The following is a 22,077-nucleotide window of genomic DNA, read 5'->3' as shown; positions in this document are numbered from 1 at the left end:
GTGTGCTTATGCGCCGCGCGGCAAAGCCGCGAGGAAACCTTGGTAAAAACGATCCAGCGGATCGGCGTTGCGCACGAGCTTGGCTCTGAGCACCGCGCCTTCCCAGCCGATCCAGAAAAACTCGGCAAGTGCCGACGGATCGGCATCCGGCGCGAGCTGTCCGCATTTTTTCGCCGCCTCGAAGCAGGTCGCAAGACGTTGCTGCCAGTCGCAGAACACCGCTTCAAGCTGAACCCGGTAGCTCTCATTGAGCGCACCCAGCTCCTGCCCCAGGTTGCCGATCAGACAGCCGCGACGAAACTCGAAGCGCGACATGCCCGCTTTGGCGTCCGCCACGAAGGCCGAAAGACGTTCAAGCGGCGGCGTGTCTTCGTCCAGCAGCCAGCGATCCAGCTTGCGCGCAAAGTAGTTCGCGTATTGCGCAATGACGGCCGCACCGAACTCTTCCTTGCTGCTGAAGTAGTAATAGAACGACCCCTTCGGTACCCCGGCACGCTTCAGCACCAGATCGATACCGGTGCTGGCAAAGCCATGCTCGGTCAGGATCTCGGTGCCGGCGCGCATCAGTACCTCGCGGGTATGGTCGCGCGCGCCCTCCTGGCGTGGGGGGCGACCGCGTCGGCGAGCAACAGTGGCTTCAGTCATGTTTTTTATAATAGACCGGTCATTTATAAAATCAAGAATAATTTTCAAATCGCTTGAAAAAACGCATGCGCATACCCCATCGATGCTGCTACGCTCGCCGCCGCTCAATGCAAAACAACTAACCAGCGCAAAGGAAACATCCATGACCCGACTCTTCAAATACGCCCTGCTGACCGTGCTGATCGGCCTGCTCACCGGGTGTGCATCGCTGCAGTCCACCCGGGCGCCTGACGCAGATCTGTCCCGGATCAAGACCATTCATGTGCAAAAGCTGGAAGGGGAGGATGCGGACATCGACCTGCTCATCGCCAAGCGCCTGACCGCGCTGGGCTATCAGGTCACCACCAGCGCCGCCGCGCGGCCAGATCACGAAGTGGATGCTACGCTGACGTATGTGGATCGCTGGATGTGGGATATCACCATGTATCTGTTGCGGCTCACGATTACGCTGCGTGACGGTCGCGAGGACACAATCCTTGCCGTCGGCGAATCCTACCGGCCTTCGCTGCAGCGACGCTCACCCGAGGTCATGGTGGAAGAAGTGCTCGACGACATTTTCCAGCGCAAGGCGGAAGCAAAATGAAAAAGCAGCTGATAGTCGCCATCATGGCTGCCGCGGTCGCGGCAGGCTGTGCCACACCATCCACGATCGAAGGCATGGTGGTTCAACAGGCACCCACCACCAGCGCACGCAGCACCGAGGCGGTAAACGTCACGGTGATCGGTGGCAAGGACACCAGCACACTCGGTGCGTCGCAGATCTCCAGCGCCGACTTTGCCGCGGCCCTGAGTCAGTCCGTGATCGCCGCAGGCCTGTTTCCGCGTGCCGGCGACGCTGGCGCCACCGGCTACTCGCTCGAGGCCTTCATCGCCACCCTTTCTCAGCCCATGTTCGGGATGTCCTTCACCGTGGAGATGGAAGTCAGCTACAAGCTGATCGATCGCAGCACCCGCAGCACCGTGTGGGCGCAGTCGATCAAGAGCGCCCACACCGCCACTTCCGGCGACTCCCTGGTTGGCGTCACCCGGCTGAGACTGGCAAACGAAGGCGCGGCGCGCAAGAACATCGAAGCCGCCATCGCCGCCATGGGCAAGCTTCCGCTGCGCTGACAATCACCCGGCCATCAGGCGGCCCGCTGCCGCGGGTCGCTAGCGCTTGCCCCAGATGTTCTCCAGCTGGGCATCGCGGCCGCAGCCGCGACGGTAGTAGTTGTAGCGCAGCGGGTTCTTCCTGTAGTAATCCTGATGGTATTCCTCGGCCGGATAGAAGGCGGAGGCTGCGAGGATTTCGGTATGGATGCGCGACACCTTGCCGCTCTTGAGCAAGGCCTCCCGGCTGGCTTCGGCCACCGTACGCTCGGCTTCGTTCTGCCAGTAAATGCCGGAGCGGTATTGCGAGCCGACATCGCAGAACTGGCGGTTTCTTGCGGTCGGGTCGATGGTGCGCCAGAAATACTCCACCAGCTGCGGATAGCTGACGCGGGCGGGGTCGTAGACCACACGAACCGCCTCGGTGTGACCGGTATTGCCCGCACTGACCTGCTCGTAAGTCGGGTTGACCTCCTTGCCGGCGGTGTAGCCCGACTCCGCCGAGATTACCCCGGGGAGCTTCTCGAAATCGGCCTCGGTGCACCAGAAACACCCACCGGCGAAGATCGCCGTCGCGGTCGCTGCCGGGCTCGTCACCGCGCTGCCGTCGGCGGCAAACGTCATCGTCGCAGCACCACTGCCGATCAATGCAGCCGTCAGCGCAAGGGCTGCTGTGTTCCGCTTCATCGATGTCACTCCTTGAATTGATCCATGGGTTCGCTTGAGGCGGCTACTTCGCGGACGAAGGCGCTGTGCCCTGGCCCTCGCCGGTTTCGGAAGGCCTTTCGTCCGGGCCCACAGCAGGCGTATGCATGAGCGCATCGAACTCGGCCTGACCGAGATAATCGAGATCCCAGTGCGAGGTATGCGCAAGCTTCACCTCGTCCTGAATGATGCTGAACCTGCGCAGCTTTCCCGGCATGACCATGGTGACGCTCTCTGGTGAAGTTACCGGAGTGCGACCGCCGGAACAGGGCCTTCGTTCCTTTCGCCCTGACGCTGCCACCATTGTTGCCGCGACCGGCGCATCAATCTGTGCTGATTGGTGTCAGCGTTCACAGCCCTCTGCGGACGCCCGCGCTAGAGTGGGATCATTGATCACCCGCCCACGATTGCGCCACGATGCGTACTGCCACCCAACTTCTGACTGCGAGCGTGCTGCTGTTGTGCACCGTGCCCGGCTTTGCCGGCACCAGCGGAGCGGGCGGCGATGCGCCTGCGTGGACGGACGAACCCCCGGTGCTCGCACGCATGCTTGAAGACGGCTACCGCGCAGAGCGCAACCGACTGCCTCAACTGGCGGCCGACCGCTATTGCGCCGCCGCGCGCTACGGCAGCACCGAAGCACAGTTCCAGTTGGGCCGCCTGCTGCTGAAGCACCGCAGAATGGCCGACCAGCCGGACAATGCGATGAACCTGCTGGCGCTGGCCGCCCGCCAGGGCCATGAGGCCGCGCAGACCTTGCTTGCGAGTGGCAGGAATGCAGTGGCTGACATCGGCAACGACCTGCCGGACTGCCTGTACTCGGGCGAGACCGGTTCGCTCGCCGACACCGGGGCAGCAGTGCCGCATGAAGTGGTGGAACGCTTCGTCGCCTCCCTGTCGATCGAACGCCGCCGTCATGCGCGCCTGGTCCAGCGCCTGGCGCCGGGCTACGACGTCGATCCGCGGCTGGCTCTGGCCATCGTGCGCACCGAATCCAACTTCAATGCCAACGCCCGCTCGCCCAGGAACGCGCAAGGCCTGATGCAGCTGATTCCCGATACGGCCGAGCGCTTCGGCGTGCGCAATATCATGGACCCGGAGCAGAACGTGCGCGGCGGCCTGGCCTACCTGCGCTGGCTGCTGCGGCGTTTCGAGGGCGACGTGCTGATGACAGCGGCCGCATACAACGCCGGCGAAGGGGCTGTCGAGCGCTATGGCGGCGTGCCGCCCTATGACGAAACCCAGGAATATGTGCGCCGCATCATGGCGTTCTATCGCGCATCGCAGCACGAACAGCCAGCCCTCCGCGCGCTTGCTTCCGCGCCGCCTCAGGAAAGCTGAGCGCCGGCACCCTAAGCGCATGATGCTGCCCGCGTGCGCGGGCGGATCTCGTCTCCGACTTGCATTCCGCAGTTATGCGAGGGATATTTGCGTCCTCTCCAGTCAGATCGACCACCATGCGCATGGATCCACCGCTGGACAAAGCAGGAGAGGACTTGTCGGCTCAGCATGCAGCAGCCTGCTGGGAGCCGGCTTCGAACTTCATGCTGGCAGAAGGCATCGACAGTTGCCCGATTCCGATCTTCGTCCTTGATCGCAACCATGTCATTGCGCACTGGAACCGTGCTCTGGCGGCCCTGTCAGGCCTTCCTCCGGAGCGCCAGATCGGCACCCGCCACCAGTGGGAAGCCTTCTACCCCAGCGCACGTCCGACCCTTGCCGACCTTGTACTGGACGGCGCACTCGAGGACAAGGTCGGCCAGTTCTATCACGAGAAGTCCCGCCGCTCGCCACTGACGCCGGGCGCCTTCGAGGCGGAGGATTTCTTCCCGTCCATCGGCGACGGAGGACGCTGGCTGTTCTTCACCGCGGCACCGCTGCGCGACGAGTCGGGCGAAGTCGTCGGCGCGATCGAGACCCTTCAGGACGTCACCGAACAGAAGCGCGCCGAGCAGGCCTTGCGCGAAAGTGAGGCGCGTTACCGCCTGCTGAGCATCACCGACGGACTCACCGGCCTGTACAACGCCCGCCACTTTTTCGCCCGCCTCGAGTCCGAGTGCGAACGTGCAAGCCGCTACCGTCAGCCGTTGTCGATGCTGCTGCTCGACGCCGACAACTTCAAGCAACTGAACGACACCTACGGCCACCTGGAAGGCGACTGCGTGCTGCAGGCGCTGGCAAAAGTCATCTCGGACAGCACCCGCAGCGCCGACACCAACTTTCGCTACGGCGGTGAAGAGTTCGCTCTGCTGCTGCCGGGCACCGGACTGGACGAGGCGGAAAGACTGGCCCACCGCCTGTGCTCCTCATTTGCCAGCACGGCCGTGGTGCTGTCTTCAGGTATCGTGATCCGCTGCACCATCAGCATTGGCGTGTCGCAGTTTCGGCCGGGCGAGAAGCCCGCCGCTTTCATGCACCGTGCGGACCAGGGCATCTATGAAGCCAAGGACCGGGGGCGCAACTGCGTTGTTGCCATCAATGCAGATCCGCCGGGCTGAGACAGGGCACGCAAAAGGCTGCGCACATCTTGCATGGCCGGTGCTATGGCCTCACTGAGGCATGGGTGATAAAATGCGGCCTGTTTTTAGGGTTTTTGCCCTGATGCCTGTCAAGGTGCGGCTTTTCGTGCAATGTTTTTTGGCAGGCAGGCGGTCTGAAATGCTGCCTGGGGCCCAAACACGCTTTCAGCGGAACCGCTTCTGAGGCGGTTTTTTTGTGAGCGGAAAACCGTTTCCAACTTTTTGCTTTGCCTCGCGCCAGTCAAAGGATCCAGCATGTCGGTACATCGCGCCCAGAACGCCGCCCAGCGGCCCTCCCGCCTCGCCCTGCCGGTTATCGCCGTCGCTGCAGCCGTGCTGCTCGCAGGCTGTGGCCAGCAGAACAAGGTTGATCCGGAACTCACCGCGACGCTTATCCAGCCTGTCGCCAAACTCGAGGTCAAGGTCTCCAAGGTTGCCCCGGGCAGCCGCACCGGCGAGCAGATCTACAAGGCCGTCTGCGCCAGCTGCCACGACTCCGGCGCACTGAACTCCCCCAAGACCGGTGATGCCGGCGCCTGGGCGCCCCGCATCGCGCTGGGCTTTGACGGCCTGACCAGCTCGGCCATCGCCGGCAAGAACAGCATGCCCGCACGCGGCGGCGCAAGCGACCTGACCGACACCGAAGTGAAGCGCGCAGTGGCCTTCCTGGTGAACCAGGCAGGCGCAAACTTCACCGAGCCGCCGGTCGAGCAATAATCGGGGCCTGGTCCCGGAACGCAGAAGGGCAGCCGCTGGCTGCCCTTTTTTGCGCCCGCCTGCCGCCCCGACCGGCACGGCACAGCGTCAGGCGCCGGGCTTGCTGCGCGCTTCGAGCATGGCCATCAGGTTGGCCGCACGGGCGCGCCCTTCCTCGTTCGACACCGGGCCGCTCTTCTTGCGGTCGTTGATCCGGATGTCGCCCCCCATCTCGGCAATGAATCTCGAGGGCTCGCATACGCGCACCTCCTTGCCCGCCTTGCGCCGTTCGCACCAGGTGATGTTGAGGCTGCGCTGCGCACGGGTGATGCCGACATACATCAGGCGCCGCTCTTCCTCGACCTTGTCCTCGTCGATGCTGCTCTGGTGCGGCAGGAAACCTTCTTCGACGCCGATCAGGAAGACATGCGGGAACTCCAGCCCCTTGGACGCGTGCAGGGTGGCGAGCTGCACGCCGTCAAAGTCGGGATCTTCCTTGTCCAGCATCGAGATCAGCGCGATGGTCTGGGTCAGCTCGATCAGGTTCTTGCCGTCTTCCGCGCCCTTGCGTCCGAGCCAGTCGACGAAATCGCGCACATTGCTCCATTTGGTCTCGGCCTCGCGCGTCGTGCAGTGCTCGAACAGCCAGGCCTCGTAGCGGATCGCGGTCAGCAGGTCCTCCAGCAGTTGCGCCGCCGGCTCACGCGTGGCGCGGTACTGCATGCGATTGATGAAGCCGGCGAACTGCTGCACGCCTTCGAGCTGCTTCGGATTCAGGTGCTGCGCCGCTCCCTCCTCGAACACCGCGGCGAACAGGCTGATGTGACGGTGACCGGCATAGTTGCCCAACGCTTCGATCGTTGCCGCCCCGACGCCGCGCCTGGGCACGGTGATGGCGCGGATGAAGGCAAGATCGTCGTCCTCGTTCATCAGCAGACGCAGGTAGGAGATCAGGTCGCGGATCTCGGGCTTGTCGAAAAAGCTCTGTCCGCCTGAAATCACGTAGGGGATGTGCTGGTTGCGCAACTGCTGCTCGATGATCCGCGCCTGATGATTGCCGCGGTACAGGATCGCGTAGTCCTTGAAGCGGGTGCGGTTCTCGAACTTGTGCGCGGTGATCTTCATCGCCACGGTTTCGGCTTCACGATCGGGGTCGGGGCAGTTGGTGACCACGATCTGGTCGCCAATGCCGTGCTCGGACCACAGCCGCTTCTCGAACAGCTTTTCGTTGTTGGCGATCACCGTGTTGGCCGCTTCGAGGATGCGGCGTGACGAGCGGTAGTTCTGCTCGAGCTTGATCACCTTCAGCTTCGGGTAATCAACCTGCAGCAAGCGCAGGTTCTCGACGTCGGCGCCGCGCCAGGCATAAATGGCCTGATCGTCGTCGCCCACCGCGGTGAATGCGCCACGCACGCCCGAGAGCAGGCGCAACAGGCGGTACTGCGCACGGTTGGTGTCCTGGTACTCGTCCACCAGCAGGTAGCGCAGCCGGTTCTGCCAGCGTTCGCGCACCTCGGGGTTTTCGTCGAACAGCCTCACCGGCAGCGAAATCAGGTCGTCGAAATCGACCGCCTGGTAGGCACGCAGCGTGCGCTCGTACTCCTTGTACAGCAGCGCCGCGGTGGAGGCGATCTCGTTGTCGGCCAGTTGCGCGGCCTCCTCCGGCGTGATCATCGCGTTCTTCCACGACGAGATCTGCCACTGCATCTGCTTGGCGATGCCCTTGTCGTTGTCGCCGGACACGTCGGAGACGATCTGTACCGTGTCCGAAGAATCGAGAATGGAAAACTGCGGCTTGAGCCCGCAATGCACCGCTTCCTGGCGGATGATCCGCACGCCGAGCGCATGAAAGGTACACACCGTGAGACCGCCCGGCACGCGACCGCCCATCAGGTGGGCGACACGCTCCTGCATCTCCCTGGCCGCCTTGTTGGTGAAGGTGATCGCAGCGATGTTCTTTGCGCTGATCCCGCACTCGTTGATCAGGTGCGCGATCTTCTGCGTGATGACCCGCGTCTTGCCACTGCCCGCACCGGCGAGCACGAGACAGGGACCGTCCAGATAGTGGATGGCTTCACGTTGGGGGGCGTTGAGGAGGGCTGACATCTGAAGGGGACCGGAAAAGCAATGCCGCCCGGACAGGCGGCATTGCGGAAGTGTACCCCAAGCCTTGCTCGCGCGCTGCCGGCGCGATCAGGCAGGCGGCTCAGAGTGCGCCGAAGATCTTCTTCGCCAGACCGCCAACCGCACCGACCGGGTCCTTGCGGATCGCACGCTCTTCCTCGGCGATCATCAGGTACAGGCCGTCGAGCGCCTTGCGCGTCACATAGTTCTCGATCTGCGCATCCTCACCCTTCACCAGACCGATACCGGCCGCCTGACCCGCCAGCTTGTTGTACTGCCCGGACAGCTCGAGCTTGTCGGTGCTCTTCTTGACCGCCGGCAGGAACAGCTTGGTGAGCTGGTCCTGGGTCTTTTCGCGGAAGTAGTTGGTCACCGAATCGTCGCCACCGGTCAGGATGTTCTTGGCGTCAGTGACGCTCATCTGCTTCACCGCGTTGGCCAGCAGCGTCTTCGCCTCGGGTACGGCGGCTTCGGCTGCACGGTTCATCGTGGTCACGAGTTCGTCGAGGTCCTTGCCGCGCCCGGTCATGCGGATCAGCGGCTCGGCCTGGGCCAGCCCGTCGGGCAAGGGAATCTTCACCTTGTCGTTATTGAGAAAGCCGCCGTTACGGCCAAGCAGTTCGACTGCGCGGCTGGCGCCCTGGCTCAGGGCCTCCTTGAGGCCGCCCGATGCTTCACTGTCAGTGAAACCGGCGAGTCCACCTGCGGCCCATACCGGCGCGCTGATCACCAGAAACGCGAGCGTTCTAAAAAAGGTACGCATGCCATCCCCCTCCAGCCATCGTTATCAAGCGTATCAGTATGCCGCACCCGGCTTTCACTGCAAGTACGGTATTTCCCGCCCACATGAAGCAAGAGCCTTTAACTCACTCCGATCTGGGGGCGGAGGCCACCGGCACCGCTATTTCATGTATTTTCGCAACAGAGGCAAACCAATCCGCGTGATTGCCCTCCAACATAACAAGAATTTACGGGACTCTCGACAAGACCGCAGAACATGCTGAAAACGACTCTATCACTGGTGATCGTACTACTCGCAAGCTCGGCTTCCCATGCGCAGGAGCGTCTCAGCGTTGGCGGATGTGACATCCGTCGTGGCACGCTGTGTCCTAACCTGAACCTGAACGGTGCCGAACTTGCTGGCGTCAATCTGATGAACTCGCAGTTCACCCGCAGCAGTCTGGCAGGCGCGAATCTGCATGGCGCAAACCTGAGCGAGGCGAACTTCTCCAGCACCGACCTGCAAGGCGCGGATCTCGGCGAGGCGGTGATGGTGCGCATCAACCTCCGGGGTGCGCGCCTCAACGAAGCAAACCTGGCACGTGCAGACCTGCGCAATTCGATCCTGCAGAACGCCGACCTGAGGGGCGCTGACCTGACGGATACAGTGCTGGCAGGCGCCTACCTCACCAATGCGCGCCTTCAAGGCGCGAAGCTGCTGAATGCGGACATGCAGCGCGCCAACCTGAGCGCAGCTCATCTCGACGGCGCCACCCTTGTCGGCGCCGATCTGCAGGGCGCCAACTTTACCCGCGCGTCACTGATCGATGTCGACCTCACCGGCGCAAAGCTCAACGGCGCAATCTTCCGGGGCGCACGGACTACAGGCTGCATCGGCTGCCCGGACCGAGCCACCAACTGACGTAAATAAGCCCCGGACTCCGCGCAGGAAGTCCGGGGCTTTAGCAGACAATTCTGGCGACAGGCCGGAAAGCTCAGGCGACGCCGGCGCCGTGTGCCTGCTGATCGGCCCAGTAGCTCGAACGCACCATCGGTCCGCAGGCTGCGTTGCGGAAACCCATCTTCAGCGCTTCGGTTTCGAACATCTTGAACGTGTCAGGATGGACGTAGCGCAGCACCGGCAGGTGACCGCCCGAAGGCTGCAGGTACTGACCGATGGTCAGCATGTCGACGTTGTGCGCACGCAGGTCGCGCAGCACTTCGAGGATTTCGTCGTCGGTTTCACCCAGGCCGACCATCAGGCCGGACTTGGTCAGCACGTCGGGATGACGTGCCTTGAACTGCTTGAGCAGCTCGAGCGAGTAGGCATAGTCGGAGCCGGGACGGGCCTGCTTGTACAGACGCGGCACGGTCTCGAGGTTGTGGTTCATGACGTCGGGCGGCGCCTGGTCGAAGATGTCGAGCGCGATGTCCATGCGCCCGCGGAAGTCGGGCACCAGCACCTCAATGGTGGTCTTGGGCGACGCCTTGCGGGTCTCGCTGATGCACTCGACGAAGTGCTGTGCACCGCCATCACGCAGATCGTCGCGGTCGACCGAGGTGATCACTACATAGTTGAGGCGCATCGCGGCAATCGTCTTGGCCAGATCGACCGGCTCGTTGACGTTGAGCGGGTCCGGACGACCATGACCGACGTCGCAGAACGGGCAGCGCCGGGTGCAGATGTCGCCCATGATCATGAAGGTCGCCGTGCCCTTGCCGAAACACTCATGAATGTTGGGGCAGGAGGCTTCCTCGCACACTGTGTGCAGCTTGTGCTCGCGCAGCGTGTCCTTGATTTCGTTGAAGCGCTCGGCCTCGACGCCGGCACCGAGCTTGATGCGGATCCACTCGGGCTTCTTCAGGCGCTCGGCGGGCACGATCTTGATCGGGATACGGGCCGTCTTGTCGGCACCACGCTGCTTGCGAACGGGGGTTTCCATGGTCTCTGTCTCTATTGTTGGGAATTCATCAAGCGCATTGTGCCCTTCAGGGCGCCGCACTCATAGCGGGAGCATCCGCAGCCGGACTCACGGGCGGCGGCAGCAGGCGGTCGAGGTGACCGAGCAGGCGCTCACCCGCACCCGCGACGGTTTCGATCACGCCGAAATCCCGCAGCTGCACGGTCTTGAGCCCCTCGTAACCACAGGGATTGATCCAGCTGAAGGGCGTGAGATCCATGTCGACGTTGAGGCTCAGGCCATGATAACTGCAGCCATTGCGCACCCGCAGGCCAAGCGCAGCCACCTTGGCACCGTCGATATACACACCCGGCGCGCCATCCTTGCGCACGGCATTCAGCCCGTATTCGGCCAGGGTATCGATGATCGCCTGCTCCATCAGTGACACCAGCTCGCGCACCTTGAGCCGGCGCCGGTGCAGGTCGAGCAGCAGATAGACCACCAGCTGGCCGGGCCCGTGATATGTAATCTGACCGCCACGGTCGATCTTCACCAGCGGAATGCCGGCGTCGTTGCGCAGCAGATGCTCGGGAAGCCCGGCCTGCCCCAGGGTGTAGACCGGTGGGTGTTCGAGCAGCCAGATTTCATCCGGGGTGTCATCACCGCGTCCGGCAGTGAACACCCGCATCGCCTCGAGTGCCGGTTCGTACTCGACAAGACCGAGGCGCTTGATGATCACAGCACCACCTTGACCATCGGGTGCGCCGTGAGCTCGCGATACATCGAATCGACCTGCAACTGCGATACCGCACGGAAGGTGCAGGTGATCGCAAGGTAGTTGCCCTTGCTCGAGGGCCGCATCTCCACGGTCGCCACATCGAAATCCGGCGCATGGGTCAGCACGACCGCGGTCACCGCCTGGGCGAAACCATCCACCCGCGCGCCCATGATCTTGATGGGAAAGTCACAGGGAAACTCGAGCAGCGTCTGTCGGGTTTCTTGCTTGTTCTGATCATCCACTACGCATCACCGTATTCTTGAAGTCCTGATACCACGCATACATCTGCTTCCCCAGCGGGCCCGGACGGCCATTGCCGACCGCTTTGTCATCGAGCCGGGTAATCGGCAGCACTTCCTTGGTCGACGAGGTCATCCACAGCTCATCGGCATGACGCACCTCGTCTTCGAGAATTTCACGCACCTCATGCTGCAGGCCGTGGCTGACGGCGAGCTCGAGCACCACATCGTAGGTGATGCCGGGCAGCATCAGGTGGCTCTTGGGCGGCGTCAGCACCACGCCGTCCTTGACCATGAAAATGTTCGACGACGACCCTTCGGTCAGGAAACCGTCCCGAAACAGGACGGTTTCGACGCACCCCTGATCGATCGCATGCTGACGAAGCAAGCAGTTTGCGAGCAGGGCCACGGTCTTGAGGTCACAGCGCAGCCAGCGAAAATCCGCTGCGCTGACGCAGGCCACGCCTTCTTCGCGCTGATAGTCCGGCGGCGTGATCAGCTGTTCGCTCATCAGGAACACCGTCGGCCGCATCACCTTGGGAAAGGCATGATTGCGCCTGTCGTCCGCGCCGCGGGAGACCTGCAGATAGACCGACTGGTCCTCCCACACGTTGCGGTCGATCACCTCGCGAATGATTGCGGCCCACTCGTCAGGGCGATGCGGATTTGGCAGGCGGATGGAAGCCAGCGTGTTCTCGAGACGGGCGACATGCTCCTCCAGACGGAAGGGATGCCGCGAATACACCGGGATGACCTCGTAGGCACCGTCGCCGAAGAGAAACCCGCGATCCATCGGCGACACCCGCGCTTCGTCGAGTGGCTGATAACGTCCGTTCAGATAACACAGGCTCACAACATCCTCCACTACTCCCCGGTCGCTCAGAGGCTCTTGATCCACAGTACCAGCGCGTCCCAGAAGCGGCCAAAGAACCCGGCCACCGGCACGTCCTGCAGTGCCACGACAGGATATTCTCCCAGCACCTTGCCGTCGACACTGAGCTTGAGGGTGCCGATCTCCTGGCCCTTCTGCAGCGGCGCGAGCACTGGCTGCATGCTCTCGAGCGTGGCTTCGACCTTGTCAGCCTGGCCCTTGGGCAGCGACAGCACGAAATCGCTGGTGAAGCCCGCCCCCACTTCGTTCTCCTGGCCTTTCCACACGCGGAACTGCGACAGCGCCTGATCGGCGGAATAGAGCTTCACCGTGTCGAAGAACTGGAAGCCGAAGTTGAGCAGCTTGAGCGACTCCTGCGCACGCACGGTATCGGACGACGCACCCAGCACCACCGAGATCAGGCGACGCGGGCCGCGCAAGGCGGTCGACACCAGGCAGTAGCCAGCGGCGCTGGTATGGCCGGTCTTCATGCCGTCGACCGTGCCGTCCATCCACAGCAGGCGGTTGCGATTGGGCTGCTTGATGTTGTTGTAGGTGTACTCCTTCATCGAGTACAGCTCGAAGAACTCCGGGAAATCACGAATGATCGCCGACGCCAGCAGCGCGAGGTCGTTCGCGGTGGTGTACAGCGCGGGATCGGGCAAGCCGGTGGAGTTGGTGAAGTTGGTGTTCGTCATGCCGAGGCGCTTGGCTTCGCGATTCATCAGCGCGGCAAAAGCCTCTTCACTGCCGGCGATAAGCTCGGAAAGCGCCACGCAGGCGTCGTTTCCGGACTGCACGATCACGCCGCGAATCAGCTCCTGCACCGTCACCGGCTTGTTGGGCTCGATGAACATCCGCGAGCCTTCCTGGCGCCACGCCTTCTCCGACACGTTCACGGGCTGCTCCGGCGTGATGCTGCCGGACTTGAGCGCGGAGAACGTGAGGTAGGCAGTCATCAGCTTGGTCAGCGATGCAGGCTCAATACGCATGTCGGGATCATTGGCAGCGAGCACCTGACCGGTGCTGTGGTCCACCAGCACCCACGCATTAGCCGCCAGCGCCGGCGCAGGAATGGTCTGGGCGGCTGCCACAAGGGAAAACAGCGAAAACAGGAAAGCAACTAAAAAACGCATCGGAAATGACCAGGTAATTGGAAGGACGGGCGACCCGAAATTATAGGACGCTGCCGGAGAGCTGACCAAAACGGACAGTTTTTGTTTCAAGCTCGGCAAAAAATCAGCGCACGACGACGAATGGTTTCATGTTCAATGCCGCTGCGATGCGGTCGGCAGCCGAGCGAGCCTCATCGACAGAGGCGTAGGGACCGGCATGGAGCCGGAAACGGCTTCCATCGGCAAACAGCTCAAGACGATCGGCAAATGCGCTCATCTGCTCTTCAATGGTGGCACGAAAGCCCTCGGCGTTGTCGAAGGAGGCGAATGCGCCCAGCTGCAGAAACACCCCGCTTCCGGCGGAAGACAGTTGTTGCACCGGCGCAAGCGGTCGCGGCGCCACGGCCACCGCCGGCGTCACCACGGGCCGCGGCGGGTCGCGGTTGGTCAGCGGCGGCACCGGATCGGCACTGGCCACCATCGGCAGTTCGTCGGGAAGGATCTGCTCGACCTCGACTTCGGTACTGCCCTGGTTGATGTAACCGAGCTTGTAGGCGGCCGTATAGGACAGATCCATCAGGCGGTCCTTGTGAAAGGGGCCGCGATCATTGACCCGCACCACGACCGAGTTGCCGGTTGCCAGGCTGGTGACGCGCGCATAGCTTGGAATCGGCAGCGTTGGATGCGCGGCAGTCATTGCATACATGTCGTAAGGCTCGCCGCTCGAGGTGGGCTGCCCGTGGAAGCGACGCCCATACCAGCTTGCCCGCCCGCGCTCGCGATAGGGCGCAAGCTCGGTCAGGGGGACATAGTCCTGACCAAAAACGGTATACGGCCGGTTGGCAAAACGGTGCAGGGGCTCAAGCCGCGGCGATGCATCGGGCACCGCCTCGAGGTTCGACGGCGGGGTGTCGTGCGGGCCATCGTCCTTGTAATAGCCACCGCCGCGACGCCCGGACTTTGCGGACGATGCGGTTTGTCCGGCATCGGGCGTCTGTGCCTGCGACCCGGACGGGCGCACCGGCGTCTGCCCGCAGGCGGACAGCAGGAGGGTCGCCGCCGCCAGCAGCGCCGCAGTAACAGGGCCCCGGCAGGACATGGTCTCGCGCGCTGCCGCGCACGCAATTCGCATGTTGAGGATCATCGGATCAGCCTTCAAGTCTTGTTCACAAGCCTGCTGCGGTGAACGCTCATCAGGATACCTATCCCCAGACTCAGGGTTACCAGCGCGGTTCCCCCGTAACTGATGAAAGGCAGTGGCACGCCCACGACCGGCAGGATGCCGCTCACCATACCCATGTTCACGAAGGCATAGGTGAAGAAGATCATGGTCACCGCCCCGGCGAGCAGGCGCGTACCCAGCGTTGGCGCCCGTGCCGCGATCAGGAAGCCGCGCGCAAACAGCGCCAGGTAGATCATCAGCAGCACGAGCGCACCGATCAGGCCAAACTCTTCGGCAAGCACGGCAAAAATGAAGTCGGTATGGCGCTCGGGCAGGAAGGACAGATGGGTCTGAGTGCCATCCATCCAGCCCTTGCCCATGAGCCCACCGGAACCGATGGCGATGGTGGACTGGATGATGTGGAATCCCTTGCCGAGCGGGTCCTGCGTCGGATCGAGCAAGGTGCAGACACGATGCTTCTGGTAATCGCGCATCCCCACCCATTCAACGCCGGGCTGACACAGCGTGTCGCCAAAGGCCACGATGGAGCCGATGCCGACGATGCCCACAACGGCAACCGGCACGATCAGCTTCCACGTCAGGCCGGCAAAGAAGATCACGTAGAAACCGGCCGCCGCCACCAGCAGACTGGTACCGAGGTCCGGCTGCTTGACGATGAGCCCGACCGGAACCGCCAGCAACAGACCGGCGAAGATGAATTCACGCCAGCCGATGCGCCCCTCACGCTGCTGAAAGAACCACGCCAGCATCAGCGGCATCGCAATCTTCATCAGCTCCGAGGGCTGGATGCGGGTGACGCCGATATCGAGCCAGCGCTGGGCGCCTTTCGACACCTCGCCAAACAGTGCCACGCCGACCAGCAACACGACGCCCACCAGATAAAGCGGCAGGGCGAGCGACAGCAGGCGCTGGCTCGGCAGCCAGGCCGCAAACCACATCACGCCGACCGCCACCGCCATGTGCGTCATCTGCGAATCGAGTCGCTCGGGCGAGGCGCTCGACATCAGCACGAAGGCATAGCCGAAGAGTGCCGCAAGAATCAGCATCAGCACCGGATCGATCGGGCGCAGAAAGGCCTGCAGCAGCCGCAGGGGGTGGAAGCGGTTATCGCTCAATCTGCACTCTCCACCGCATCGACATCCTCCGGCGCCGGCTGGTTGGGACGCTTGCCCAACAGGTGATAGTCAATCACCTGGCGTGCAATCGGTGCCGCCGACTGCGAACCGAAGCCGCCATTCTCGACCAGCACCGCCAGGGCGATCTTCGGCTTGTCGGCGGGCGCGTAGGCGATGAACCAGGAATGATCGCGCAGACGCTCGCGAACCCGCCCCTCGACGTATTTAGACCCCTTGAGCGAATACACCTGCGCGGTGCCGGTCTTGCCGCCCGACTCATAGGGTGCGCCGGCAAAGGCTCGCGAGCCGGTGCCAACCTTGTTGACCTCCACCATGGCGCGTCTCACGGCCGCCACGTGCTCCGGCTTGAGCGGGATCTGGCGCACGGGCTCGGGCTCCACCACCCTCTTTTCCCCGGTGCGGCTGTCGATGACATGACGCACGAGATGAGGCCGGAACACCTTGCCATCATTCACCAGCGCCGCCACCGCATTGGCCATCTGCAGCGGTGTGTAGGCGTTATATCCCTGCCCGATGCCGACCGAAATCGTGTCGCCGCCATACCAGCGCTGCTGTTCCGGTTTGCGGAAGCGCTTGCGCTTCCAGGCCGGCGACGGCAATACGCCCTCGGCCTCGCCGGGCAAATCGAGCTCGGTTCTCGAGCCGAGGCCGAACTGGCCCATGAAGTTCGCAATCCCCTCGATGCCGAGGTCGTTGGCCAGCTGGTAGTAATAGGTGTTGCACGACACCACGATCGACTTGTGCAGATCCACCGTGCCGTGCCCGCCAATCTTGTCGTCCATGAAGCGGTGGCCGGCGAAGTTGAAGTAGCCCGGATCGGAGATCGCCTGACTCGGCGTGCGCTTGCCCGTCGTCAGCCCGGCCAGCCCCATGAAGGGCTTGAACGTAGACCCGGGCGGATAGGCGCTGTAGATGGCGCGGTTGAGCAGCGGGTGGTCGGGCGAATCGTTGAGGCCCTTCCAGTCCTGGGTGGAAATGCCGTCCACGAACAGGTTGGGGTCGAAGCTGGGCGCCGACACCAGGGCCAATACGCCGCCGGTGCTGGGATCGATCGCGACCAGCGCGCCGCGACGGTCGCCGAATGCCGTTTCGGCAATCTTCTGCAACTCCATGTCGAGGTTGAGCTCAAGGTCGCTCCCGGTTACCGCCGGCGTACTCGAGAGCCGCCGCACCGCCCGCCCCCCGGCATTGACCTCGACCTGCTCGAAACCGGTGTTGCCGTGCAGCTCGGCCTCGTAGGACAGCTCCAGGCCACTCTTGCCGATGTGGTCCGAGCCGCGGTAGTTGGCTACGTCGTCGCGCTCTTCGATACGCTCGACGTCACGCTGATTGATGCGCCCGATATAACCGACGACATGCGATGCGCTGGCGCCGAGCGGATAGTCGCGAAACAGCCGGGCCTGCACGTCCACGCCCGGAAAGCGATAACGCTGGGCGACGAAACGGGCGACTTCCTCGTCACTGAGGCGATTGCGGATCGGCACGCTCTCGAAGCTGCGGCTTTCTTCCAGCAGCTTGCGAAAGCGTCGGCGATCGCGCGCATCGATGGGAACAACTGCGTTGAGTGCCTCGATGGTCTCTTCCAGGCCGTTGGTGCGTGCCGGCGTGATCTCGAGCGTGTAGGCGGCATAGTTGCGCGCCAGCACGACCCCGTTGCGGTCGACGATCGTGCCGCGGTTGGGCACGATCGGCAGCAGCGCGATGCGGTTATCCTCGGCACGGGTATGAAAGTAGTCGAACTTCTGTACCTGCAGGTAGTAGAAGCGCGATGCAAGCAGGACGAAGCAGACCAGTGCGAACACCCCCGCCACCAGCACGCGCCAGCGAAAGCGTGATGAGTCCTGCTCGGGGGCATGAAATGAAATCATGTCACCGGGCATCAGATGGGCCGGTTGTCGTCACGGTCGGCAGGCTGGTACTGCGGCAGCAGGAGCAGATACATGAGCGGCCACCACAGCAATACGCCGGTGAAGCTCGACAGAAAATACGACCAGCCTGGGAACTCTGCCCCGGCAATCAGCCGCACGGCCACCATCAGCGCCTGCGAAACCAGCAGCATCGGCAGCACGTGCAGGGCCTGCTGCAAGGCCGAAAACCACATCAGCCGGCGCGCCAGGCCGTTGGCAAGGTAGGCGAGCACAACATAGGCCAGGGCATGCTGCCCCATCGCCGCGCCCTGCCCGATATCGACGAGCAAGCCGAAGAAGAAGCCCGCACCCATGCCGATGCGCAGCGGCTCGCGGATACACCAGAAGGCCAGCACCAGCGCGACCCAGTCCGGCACGCCGGGAAGGCGGCCGGTGGGCACATAGACCAGGCCGAGTGCAACCAGCAGGCTGAAATGGATGAACCACAGCCTGACCGGCAACAGGATGCGACTTGAACGATTGGTCGGCTGCATGTCAGGGCGCCGTCACAGGCCTTGCGGGCGGCACGGCGTCCTCATCCGCCGGCCGCGGCGGCGGCAGTACCTGACGCCCGAGCACCAGTACCTGCGCGCTGCGCTCGACCCCGGCCAGCGGGCGGCACATGATGCGGGCGAAGGCATCTGATTCGCGGTCAACGGACTCGATTTCGGCCACCGGCAGGCCAGGCACGAAAACACCATCCAGCCCCGAGGTCACCAGCATGTCGCCCGCCTGAATGTCGGCGGTGGCAATCACGAACCTCACTTCGAGCCGCCCCTGTCCGATGCCAAACAGCACCCCGCGCAAGCCATTGCGCAGAACCTGCACCGGAATCGCCTGATTGCGGTCGGTCAGCAAGGTGACTTCGGACTGGATCGGATACACACGGGTCACCTGGCCGAGCACACCGGCAGCGTCCACCACCGCCAGGCCGGCCTCGACCCCTTGCTGCGCGCCACGATCGAGGATGACCTTGCGTGCAAACGGATCCGGTGCGTCATACAGGATATCGGCGGCGATGCTGCGCACGCCCACACGCTGGGACATCTCAAGCAAGCCGCGCAACTGGGCGTTCTCGCGCTCGAGGAGTTCAAACCGCAGCAAACGCTCACCGCTGCCAAGCTGCTTGCGCCTCAGGTCGGCATTCTCGAGCTGCACGCGCACCAGGGTCGCAAAGTACACCGAGGCATTGCGCACGAAGTCAGCCGGTGTGGCAGCAGCCATCTGCAAGGGGTAGGTCGCGACGGACAGCCCCTGCCGCAGCACTTCGAGATAACGAAAGCGCAGATCAGCCACCAGGATCATCAGGCACAGCGAGACGAACAGCAGCAGGCGGACCAGCGGTGCCGGTCCACGATTGAAGATAGGGGGCGGTTGATGGCCGGCGAAGGTCATCCGGAACGTCCTGGTTCAGCAAGGGCCCGACGACAGCACCGTCGGGCCCTGCAGGTCAATCCGAGGTGAAGATGGAGCCAAGCTTGTCCATCTTGTCCAGCGCCATGCCGCATCCGCGCGCGACGCAGGTCAAGGGTTCTTCGGCGACGATGACGGGCAGGCCGGTCTCTTCCATCAGCAGACGGTCGAGATCGCGCAACAGGGCGCCACCACCGGTGAGCACCATGCCGCGGTCGGCGATGTCTGCGCCCAGTTCCGGCGGGGTCTGCTCAAGCGCAATCTTGACCGCAGAAACGATCTGATTGAGCGGCTCGGTCAGCGCCTCGAGAATTTCGTTCGACGAGATCGTGAAGCTGCGCGGAATGCCCTCGGCCAGGTTGCGGCCCTTGACTTCCATCTCACGCACCTCGGAGCCGGGGAAGGCCGAACCGATCTCTTTCTTGATGTTCTCGGCAGTGGTGTCGCCGATCAGCATGCCGTAGTTGCGACGAATGTAGTTGACGATCGAATCGTCGAACTTGTCGCCGCCGACGCGGACGCTGCCCGCATAGACCATGCCGCCAAGCGAGATCACGCCGACTTCGGTCGTGCCGCCGCCGATGTCGACCACCATCGAGCCGAGTGCATCCGACACCGGCAGGCCGGCACCGATCGCGGCAGCCATCGGCTCCTCGATCAGGTACACCTGCGAAGCGCCCGCCGCCAGAGCGGCGTCGCGAATGGCGCGGCGTTCGACCTGGGTCGAACCGCAGGGCACACAGACGATGATGCGCGGACTGGGCGAAAGCAGGCGCGAGTCGTGCACCTTCTTGATGAACTGCTTGATCATCTGCTCGGTGACGACGAAATCGGCGATCACGCCGTCTTTCATCGGCCGGATCGCCGTGATGTTGCCCGGCGTCTTGCCGAGCATCTGTTTGGCCGCAGAGCCCACTGCCTGAATGGTGCGCTTGGCATTGGGGCCGCCTTCGGTGCGGATGGCCACAACCGAGGGTTCGTCGAGCACGATGCCTTTGCCACGCACGTAAATCAGCGTGTTGGCGGTGCCGAGGTCGATCGCTAGATCGCTTGAAAAATAGGAACGCAGAAAACCGAACATTGGGGATTCCGAAACCGGTGAGAAGATGCGCCGCAGGGGGCCGGCCCTGAGCAGGGCCAAAGGCGATTATGATAACCTACAAACCTTTGTGGATTCAGCAGGTTTTGTTACTTCATGTCGCTTACCAATGAACAGGTCGGGCGCATCGCCCGTCTAGCCCGTCTTGCGATTTCCGAAACCGAGATCGATGCCACCCGCACGAAGCTCGATGGCATTTTCGGCCTGATCGAGCAGATGCAGGCCGTTGACACCACCGGCATCGAGCCCATGAGCCATCCGCAGGAGCTCGCCACCCGGCTGCGCGACGATGCCGTGACCGAATCCGATCGCCGCGCCGCCTTCCAGGCCGTCGCTCCGCAGACCGAGGCCGGGCTCTACCTGGTGCCCAAAGTCATCGAATGAACCTTCACGGGGCGCCCGCGACACATCATGTGCCTGCAGGGTGCATCCCGTGGCCATCCTATCAGCAAGCAGCCACGACATGATCAATGCGTCACTCTCCGCCCTGCGCAGCGCGCTGGACGACAAGCAGATTTCCAGCGTCGAACTCGCCGGGCTCTTCCTCGACCGTATCGAGGCCCGCAACCCGACGCTGAACGCCTTCATCACCATCGACCGTGAGGGTGCGCTGGCCGCCGCCAATGCCGCCGACGCGCGCATCGCCCGCGGCGAGGCCGGCCCCCTGACGGGCATCCCGCTCGCCCACAAGGACGTGTTCTGCACCGAAGGCGTGCTCACGACCTGCGGCTCGAAGATGCTCTCAAACTTCGTCAGCCCCTATGATGCGCACGTCGTGTCGCTGCTGAAGAATGCCGGCGCCGTCAGCCTGGGCAAGACCAACATGGACGAGTTCGCGATGGGCTCTTCCAATGAAAACTCCCATTTCGGCCCTGCGCGCAACCCGTGGAACCCCGGCCACGTGCCCGGCGGCTCGTCCGGTGGCTCGGCCGCAGCGGTCGCAGCCCGCATGGTGCCGATCGCGACCGGCACCGACACCGGCGGCTCGGTGCGCCAGCCGGCCGCGTTCACCGGCGTTACCGGCATCAAGCCGACTTACGGCGCGGTCAGCCGTTACGGCATGATCGCCTACGCTTCGTCCCTCGACCAGGGCGGCGCATTCGGCGCCTCGGCCGAAGATTGCGCGCTGCTGCTGTCGGCCATGACCGGCTTCGATGCGCGCGACTCCACCAGCCTCGACCGCCCGACCGAGAATTACGCTGACGCGCTTGCGCCTGCCGGCTCGGACAAGCCGCTCGCGGGCCTGCGCATCGGCCTGCCGCGCGAGTTTTTCGCCGACGGCATGAGCGACGAAGTGCGCGCCGCCATCGACGCCGCCATCGAGCAATACCGCGCACTCGGCGCCACCACGGTCGAGGTCAGCCTGCCCAACGCCAAGCTGGCCATCCCCGCCTATTACGTGATCGCGCCCGCCGAAGCCTCGAGCAACCTGAGCCGCTTCGACGGCGTGCGTTTCGGTCATCGTGCCGCCGAGTACGGCGACCTCAACGACATGTACTGCAAGAGCCGCGCCGAAGGCTTCGGGGCCGAGGTCAAGCGCCGCATCCTGGTGGGCACCTATGTGCTCTCCCACGGCTACTACGACGCCTATTACCTGCAGGCGCAGAAGCTGCGCCGCCTGATCGCCGAGGATTTCCGCAAGGCGCTGAGCGAATGCGACGTCATCGCCGGCCCCACCAGCCCGACCACCGCGTGGGCGCTGGGCGCGATGGGCGACGATCCGGTGCAGATGTACCTCGCCGACATCTACACCATTGCGGTCAACCTCGCCGGACTGCCCGGCCTGTCCCACCCCTGCGGTTTTGGCGCCGGCTCGCTGCCCGTGGGCATGCAGCTGATCGGCAATTATTTTGCCGAAGGCAAGCTGCTCGCGACCGCCCACCAGTACCAGCAGGCGACCGACTGGCATCTTCAGCGCCCCGCCGATGTTCTGTGAG

General features: G+C 63.6%; 24 protein-coding genes. 8 read left to right on the top strand and 16 right to left on the bottom strand.

Annotated elements, in window-relative coordinates:
- Positions 1 to 6: 6 nt before the first annotated feature.
- On the bottom strand, positions 7 to 789 hold the full coding sequence (locus CEW87_RS06710) for a TetR/AcrR family transcriptional regulator (RefSeq protein ID WP_234421695.1): 783 nt from the start codon (positions 787 to 789) through the stop codon (positions 7 to 9).
- Here CEW87_RS06710 and CEW87_RS06705 point away from each other — a divergent pair.
- Complete coding sequence (locus tag CEW87_RS06705) at positions 788 to 1,228, top strand: hypothetical protein (protein WP_108971994.1); 441 nt, start codon at positions 788 to 790, stop codon at positions 1,226 to 1,228. The two genes, CEW87_RS06710 and CEW87_RS06705, sit on opposite strands and share 2 nt — an antisense overlap.
- A complete protein-coding gene (locus tag CEW87_RS06700) occupies positions 1,225 to 1,755 on the top strand; it encodes a hypothetical protein (protein ID WP_108971993.1) in 531 nt (176 codons plus the stop codon). The genes CEW87_RS06705 and CEW87_RS06700 overlap by 4 nt, the downstream gene beginning before the upstream one ends.
- A gap of 39 nt (positions 1,756 to 1,794) precedes the next feature.
- Here CEW87_RS06700 and msrA read toward each other — a convergent pair whose 3' ends face one another.
- Both msrA and CEW87_RS06690 read right to left on the bottom strand, forming a co-directional pair.
- On the bottom strand, positions 1,795 to 2,421 hold the full coding sequence (gene msrA / locus CEW87_RS06695) for a peptide-methionine (S)-S-oxide reductase MsrA (RefSeq protein WP_108971992.1): 627 nt from the start codon (positions 2,419 to 2,421) through the stop codon (positions 1,795 to 1,797).
- A gap of 43 nt (positions 2,422 to 2,464) precedes the next feature.
- Complete coding sequence (locus CEW87_RS06690) at positions 2,465 to 2,662, bottom strand: hypothetical protein (RefSeq protein ID WP_108971991.1); 198 nt, start codon at positions 2,660 to 2,662, stop codon at positions 2,465 to 2,467.
- Between the two features lie 194 nt (positions 2,663 to 2,856).
- Here CEW87_RS06690 and CEW87_RS06685 point away from each other — a divergent pair, with 194 nt between their 5' ends.
- From CEW87_RS06685 to CEW87_RS06675, 3 genes are all read left to right on the top strand, one after another.
- On the top strand, positions 2,857 to 3,780 hold the full coding sequence (locus CEW87_RS06685) for a lytic transglycosylase domain-containing protein (RefSeq protein WP_108971990.1): 924 nt from the start codon (positions 2,857 to 2,859) through the stop codon (positions 3,778 to 3,780).
- Positions 3,781 to 3,935: 155 nt separating this feature from the next.
- Complete coding sequence (locus tag CEW87_RS06680; RefSeq protein ID WP_159098101.1) at positions 3,936 to 4,937, top strand: sensor domain-containing diguanylate cyclase; 1,002 nt, start codon at positions 3,936 to 3,938, stop codon at positions 4,935 to 4,937.
- A 276-nt stretch (positions 4,938 to 5,213) separates the two neighbouring features.
- The gene (locus tag CEW87_RS06675) at positions 5,214 to 5,675 is read left to right on the top strand and encodes a c-type cytochrome (protein ID WP_108971988.1); all 462 of its coding nucleotides are present in this window, start codon (positions 5,214 to 5,216) and stop codon (positions 5,673 to 5,675) included.
- An 87-nt stretch (positions 5,676 to 5,762) separates the two neighbouring features.
- Here CEW87_RS06675 and CEW87_RS06670 read toward each other — a convergent pair whose 3' ends face one another.
- On the bottom strand, positions 5,763 to 7,760 hold the full coding sequence (locus CEW87_RS06670) for a UvrD-helicase domain-containing protein (RefSeq protein ID WP_108971987.1): 1,998 nt from the start codon (positions 7,758 to 7,760) through the stop codon (positions 5,763 to 5,765).
- A 100-nt stretch (positions 7,761 to 7,860) separates the two neighbouring features.
- Positions 7,861 to 8,541, bottom strand: coding sequence for a DUF4197 domain-containing protein (locus tag CEW87_RS06665; RefSeq protein ID WP_108971986.1), 681 nt, complete (start codon positions 8,539 to 8,541; stop codon positions 7,861 to 7,863).
- Positions 8,542 to 8,775: 234 nt separating this feature from the next.
- Here CEW87_RS06665 and CEW87_RS06660 point away from each other — a divergent pair, with 234 nt between their 5' ends.
- On the top strand, positions 8,776 to 9,420 hold the full coding sequence (locus CEW87_RS06660; RefSeq protein WP_108971985.1) for a pentapeptide repeat-containing protein: 645 nt from the start codon (positions 8,776 to 8,778) through the stop codon (positions 9,418 to 9,420).
- Between the two features lie 73 nt (positions 9,421 to 9,493).
- Here CEW87_RS06660 and lipA read toward each other — a convergent pair whose 3' ends face one another.
- The 11 genes from lipA to CEW87_RS06605 form a co-directional block, all read right to left on the bottom strand.
- Positions 9,494 to 10,441 (bottom strand): lipoyl synthase, encoded by a 948-nt coding sequence (gene lipA / locus CEW87_RS06655; RefSeq protein ID WP_108971984.1) that lies wholly within the window; start codon positions 10,439 to 10,441, stop codon positions 9,494 to 9,496.
- Positions 10,442 to 10,487: 46 nt separating this feature from the next.
- The gene (lipB, locus tag CEW87_RS06650; RefSeq protein ID WP_108971983.1) at positions 10,488 to 11,138 is read right to left on the bottom strand and encodes a lipoyl(octanoyl) transferase LipB; all 651 of its coding nucleotides are present in this window, start codon (positions 11,136 to 11,138) and stop codon (positions 10,488 to 10,490) included.
- Complete coding sequence (locus CEW87_RS06645; protein ID WP_108971982.1) at positions 11,135 to 11,419, bottom strand: YbeD family protein; 285 nt, start codon at positions 11,417 to 11,419, stop codon at positions 11,135 to 11,137. Before CEW87_RS06645 ends, lipB begins: the two co-directional genes overlap by 4 nt.
- Positions 11,412 to 12,269, bottom strand: a complete 858-nt coding sequence (locus tag CEW87_RS06640) for a D-amino acid aminotransferase (RefSeq protein WP_108971981.1) — start codon at positions 12,267 to 12,269, stop codon at positions 11,412 to 11,414. Before CEW87_RS06640 ends, CEW87_RS06645 begins: the two co-directional genes overlap by 8 nt.
- Positions 12,270 to 12,295: 26 nt before the next feature.
- On the bottom strand, positions 12,296 to 13,423 hold the full coding sequence (locus tag CEW87_RS06635) for a D-alanyl-D-alanine carboxypeptidase family protein (protein WP_108971980.1): 1,128 nt from the start codon (positions 13,421 to 13,423) through the stop codon (positions 12,296 to 12,298).
- 103 nt (positions 13,424 to 13,526) lie between these two features.
- Positions 13,527 to 14,501, bottom strand: coding sequence for a septal ring lytic transglycosylase RlpA family protein (locus tag CEW87_RS06630; RefSeq protein ID WP_420094138.1), 975 nt, complete (start codon positions 14,499 to 14,501; stop codon positions 13,527 to 13,529).
- Between the two features lie 56 nt (positions 14,502 to 14,557).
- On the bottom strand, positions 14,558 to 15,700 hold the full coding sequence (gene rodA, locus CEW87_RS06625; protein WP_108971978.1) for a rod shape-determining protein RodA: 1,143 nt from the start codon (positions 15,698 to 15,700) through the stop codon (positions 14,558 to 14,560).
- Positions 15,697 to 17,589, bottom strand: a complete 1,893-nt coding sequence (gene mrdA / locus CEW87_RS06620; RefSeq protein ID WP_108976993.1) for a penicillin-binding protein 2 — start codon at positions 17,587 to 17,589, stop codon at positions 15,697 to 15,699. Before mrdA ends, rodA begins: the two co-directional genes overlap by 4 nt.
- A gap of 11 nt (positions 17,590 to 17,600) precedes the next feature.
- The gene (gene mreD / locus CEW87_RS06615) at positions 17,601 to 18,122 is read right to left on the bottom strand and encodes a rod shape-determining protein MreD (RefSeq protein WP_108971977.1); all 522 of its coding nucleotides are present in this window, start codon (positions 18,120 to 18,122) and stop codon (positions 17,601 to 17,603) included.
- Between the two features lies 1 nt (position 18,123).
- Entirely contained in the window at positions 18,124 to 19,023 is a 900-nt protein-coding gene (gene mreC, locus CEW87_RS06610) for a rod shape-determining protein MreC (RefSeq protein WP_108971976.1), read from the bottom strand.
- Between the two features lie 55 nt (positions 19,024 to 19,078).
- The gene (locus CEW87_RS06605; protein WP_108950089.1) at positions 19,079 to 20,122 is read right to left on the bottom strand and encodes a rod shape-determining protein; all 1,044 of its coding nucleotides are present in this window, start codon (positions 20,120 to 20,122) and stop codon (positions 19,079 to 19,081) included.
- A gap of 114 nt (positions 20,123 to 20,236) precedes the next feature.
- Between CEW87_RS06605 and gatC the strand changes: the two genes are divergently transcribed.
- Positions 20,237 to 20,524, top strand: a complete 288-nt coding sequence (gatC, locus tag CEW87_RS06600) for an Asp-tRNA(Asn)/Glu-tRNA(Gln) amidotransferase subunit GatC (protein ID WP_108950088.1) — start codon at positions 20,237 to 20,239, stop codon at positions 20,522 to 20,524.
- A gap of 79 nt (positions 20,525 to 20,603) precedes the next feature.
- Positions 20,604 to 22,076, top strand: a complete 1,473-nt coding sequence (gatA, locus tag CEW87_RS06595; RefSeq protein WP_108971975.1) for an Asp-tRNA(Asn)/Glu-tRNA(Gln) amidotransferase subunit GatA — start codon at positions 20,604 to 20,606, stop codon at positions 22,074 to 22,076.
- The last annotated feature ends 1 nt before the right edge of the window (position 22,077 follow it).

It is taken from the genome of Parazoarcus communis (assembly GCF_003111665.1).
Classification (GTDB): domain Bacteria; phylum Pseudomonadota; class Gammaproteobacteria; order Burkholderiales; family Rhodocyclaceae; genus Parazoarcus; species Parazoarcus communis_B.
The sequence above is the reverse complement of the archived record's forward strand: the minus strand, read 5'-3'. Positions and strand labels throughout refer to the sequence as shown.

Bases quoted from the DNA above. Each gene is read 5' to 3' on its own strand.
- CEW87_RS06705 (WP_108971994.1), top strand. From the start codon at position 788: ATGACCCGACTCTTCAAATACGCCCTGCTGACCGTGCTGATCGGCCTG.
- CEW87_RS06710 (WP_234421695.1), bottom strand. From the start codon at position 789: ATGGATGTTTCCTTTGCGCTGGTTAGTTGTTTTGCATTGAGCGGCGGC.
- CEW87_RS06700 (WP_108971993.1), top strand. From the start codon at position 1,225: ATGAAAAAGCAGCTGATAGTCGCCATCATGGCTGCCGCGGTCGCGGCA.
- msrA (WP_108971992.1), bottom strand. From the start codon at position 2,421: ATGAAGCGGAACACAGCAGCCCTTGCGCTGACGGCTGCATTGATCGGC.
- CEW87_RS06690 (WP_108971991.1), bottom strand. From the start codon at position 2,662: ATGGTCATGCCGGGAAAGCTGCGCAGGTTCAGCATCATTCAGGACGAG.
- CEW87_RS06685 (WP_108971990.1), top strand. From the start codon at position 2,857: ATGCGTACTGCCACCCAACTTCTGACTGCGAGCGTGCTGCTGTTGTGC.
- CEW87_RS06675 (WP_108971988.1), top strand. From the start codon at position 5,214: ATGTCGGTACATCGCGCCCAGAACGCCGCCCAGCGGCCCTCCCGCCTC.
- CEW87_RS06670 (WP_108971987.1), bottom strand. From the start codon at position 7,760: ATGTCAGCCCTCCTCAACGCCCCCCAACGTGAAGCCATCCACTATCTG.
- CEW87_RS06665 (WP_108971986.1), bottom strand. From the start codon at position 8,541: ATGCGTACCTTTTTTAGAACGCTCGCGTTTCTGGTGATCAGCGCGCCG.
- CEW87_RS06660 (WP_108971985.1), top strand. From the start codon at position 8,776: ATGCTGAAAACGACTCTATCACTGGTGATCGTACTACTCGCAAGCTCG.
- lipA (WP_108971984.1), bottom strand. From the start codon at position 10,441: ATGGAAACCCCCGTTCGCAAGCAGCGTGGTGCCGACAAGACGGCCCGT.
- CEW87_RS06635 (WP_108971980.1), bottom strand. From the start codon at position 13,423: ATGCGTTTTTTAGTTGCTTTCCTGTTTTCGCTGTTTTCCCTTGTGGCA.
- CEW87_RS06630 (WP_420094138.1), bottom strand. From the start codon at position 14,501: ATGTCCTGCCGGGGCCCTGTTACTGCGGCGCTGCTGGCGGCGGCGACC.
- mrdA (WP_108976993.1), bottom strand. From the start codon at position 17,589: ATGATTTCATTTCATGCCCCCGAGCAGGACTCATCACGCTTTCGCTGG.
- mreD (WP_108971977.1), bottom strand. From the start codon at position 18,122: ATGCAGCCGACCAATCGTTCAAGTCGCATCCTGTTGCCGGTCAGGCTG.
- mreC (WP_108971976.1), bottom strand. From the start codon at position 19,023: ATGACCTTCGCCGGCCATCAACCGCCCCCTATCTTCAATCGTGGACCG.
- CEW87_RS06605 (WP_108950089.1), bottom strand. From the start codon at position 20,122: ATGTTCGGTTTTCTGCGTTCCTATTTTTCAAGCGATCTAGCGATCGAC.
- gatC (WP_108950088.1), top strand. From the start codon at position 20,237: ATGTCGCTTACCAATGAACAGGTCGGGCGCATCGCCCGTCTAGCCCGT.
- gatA (WP_108971975.1), top strand. From the start codon at position 20,604: ATGATCAATGCGTCACTCTCCGCCCTGCGCAGCGCGCTGGACGACAAG.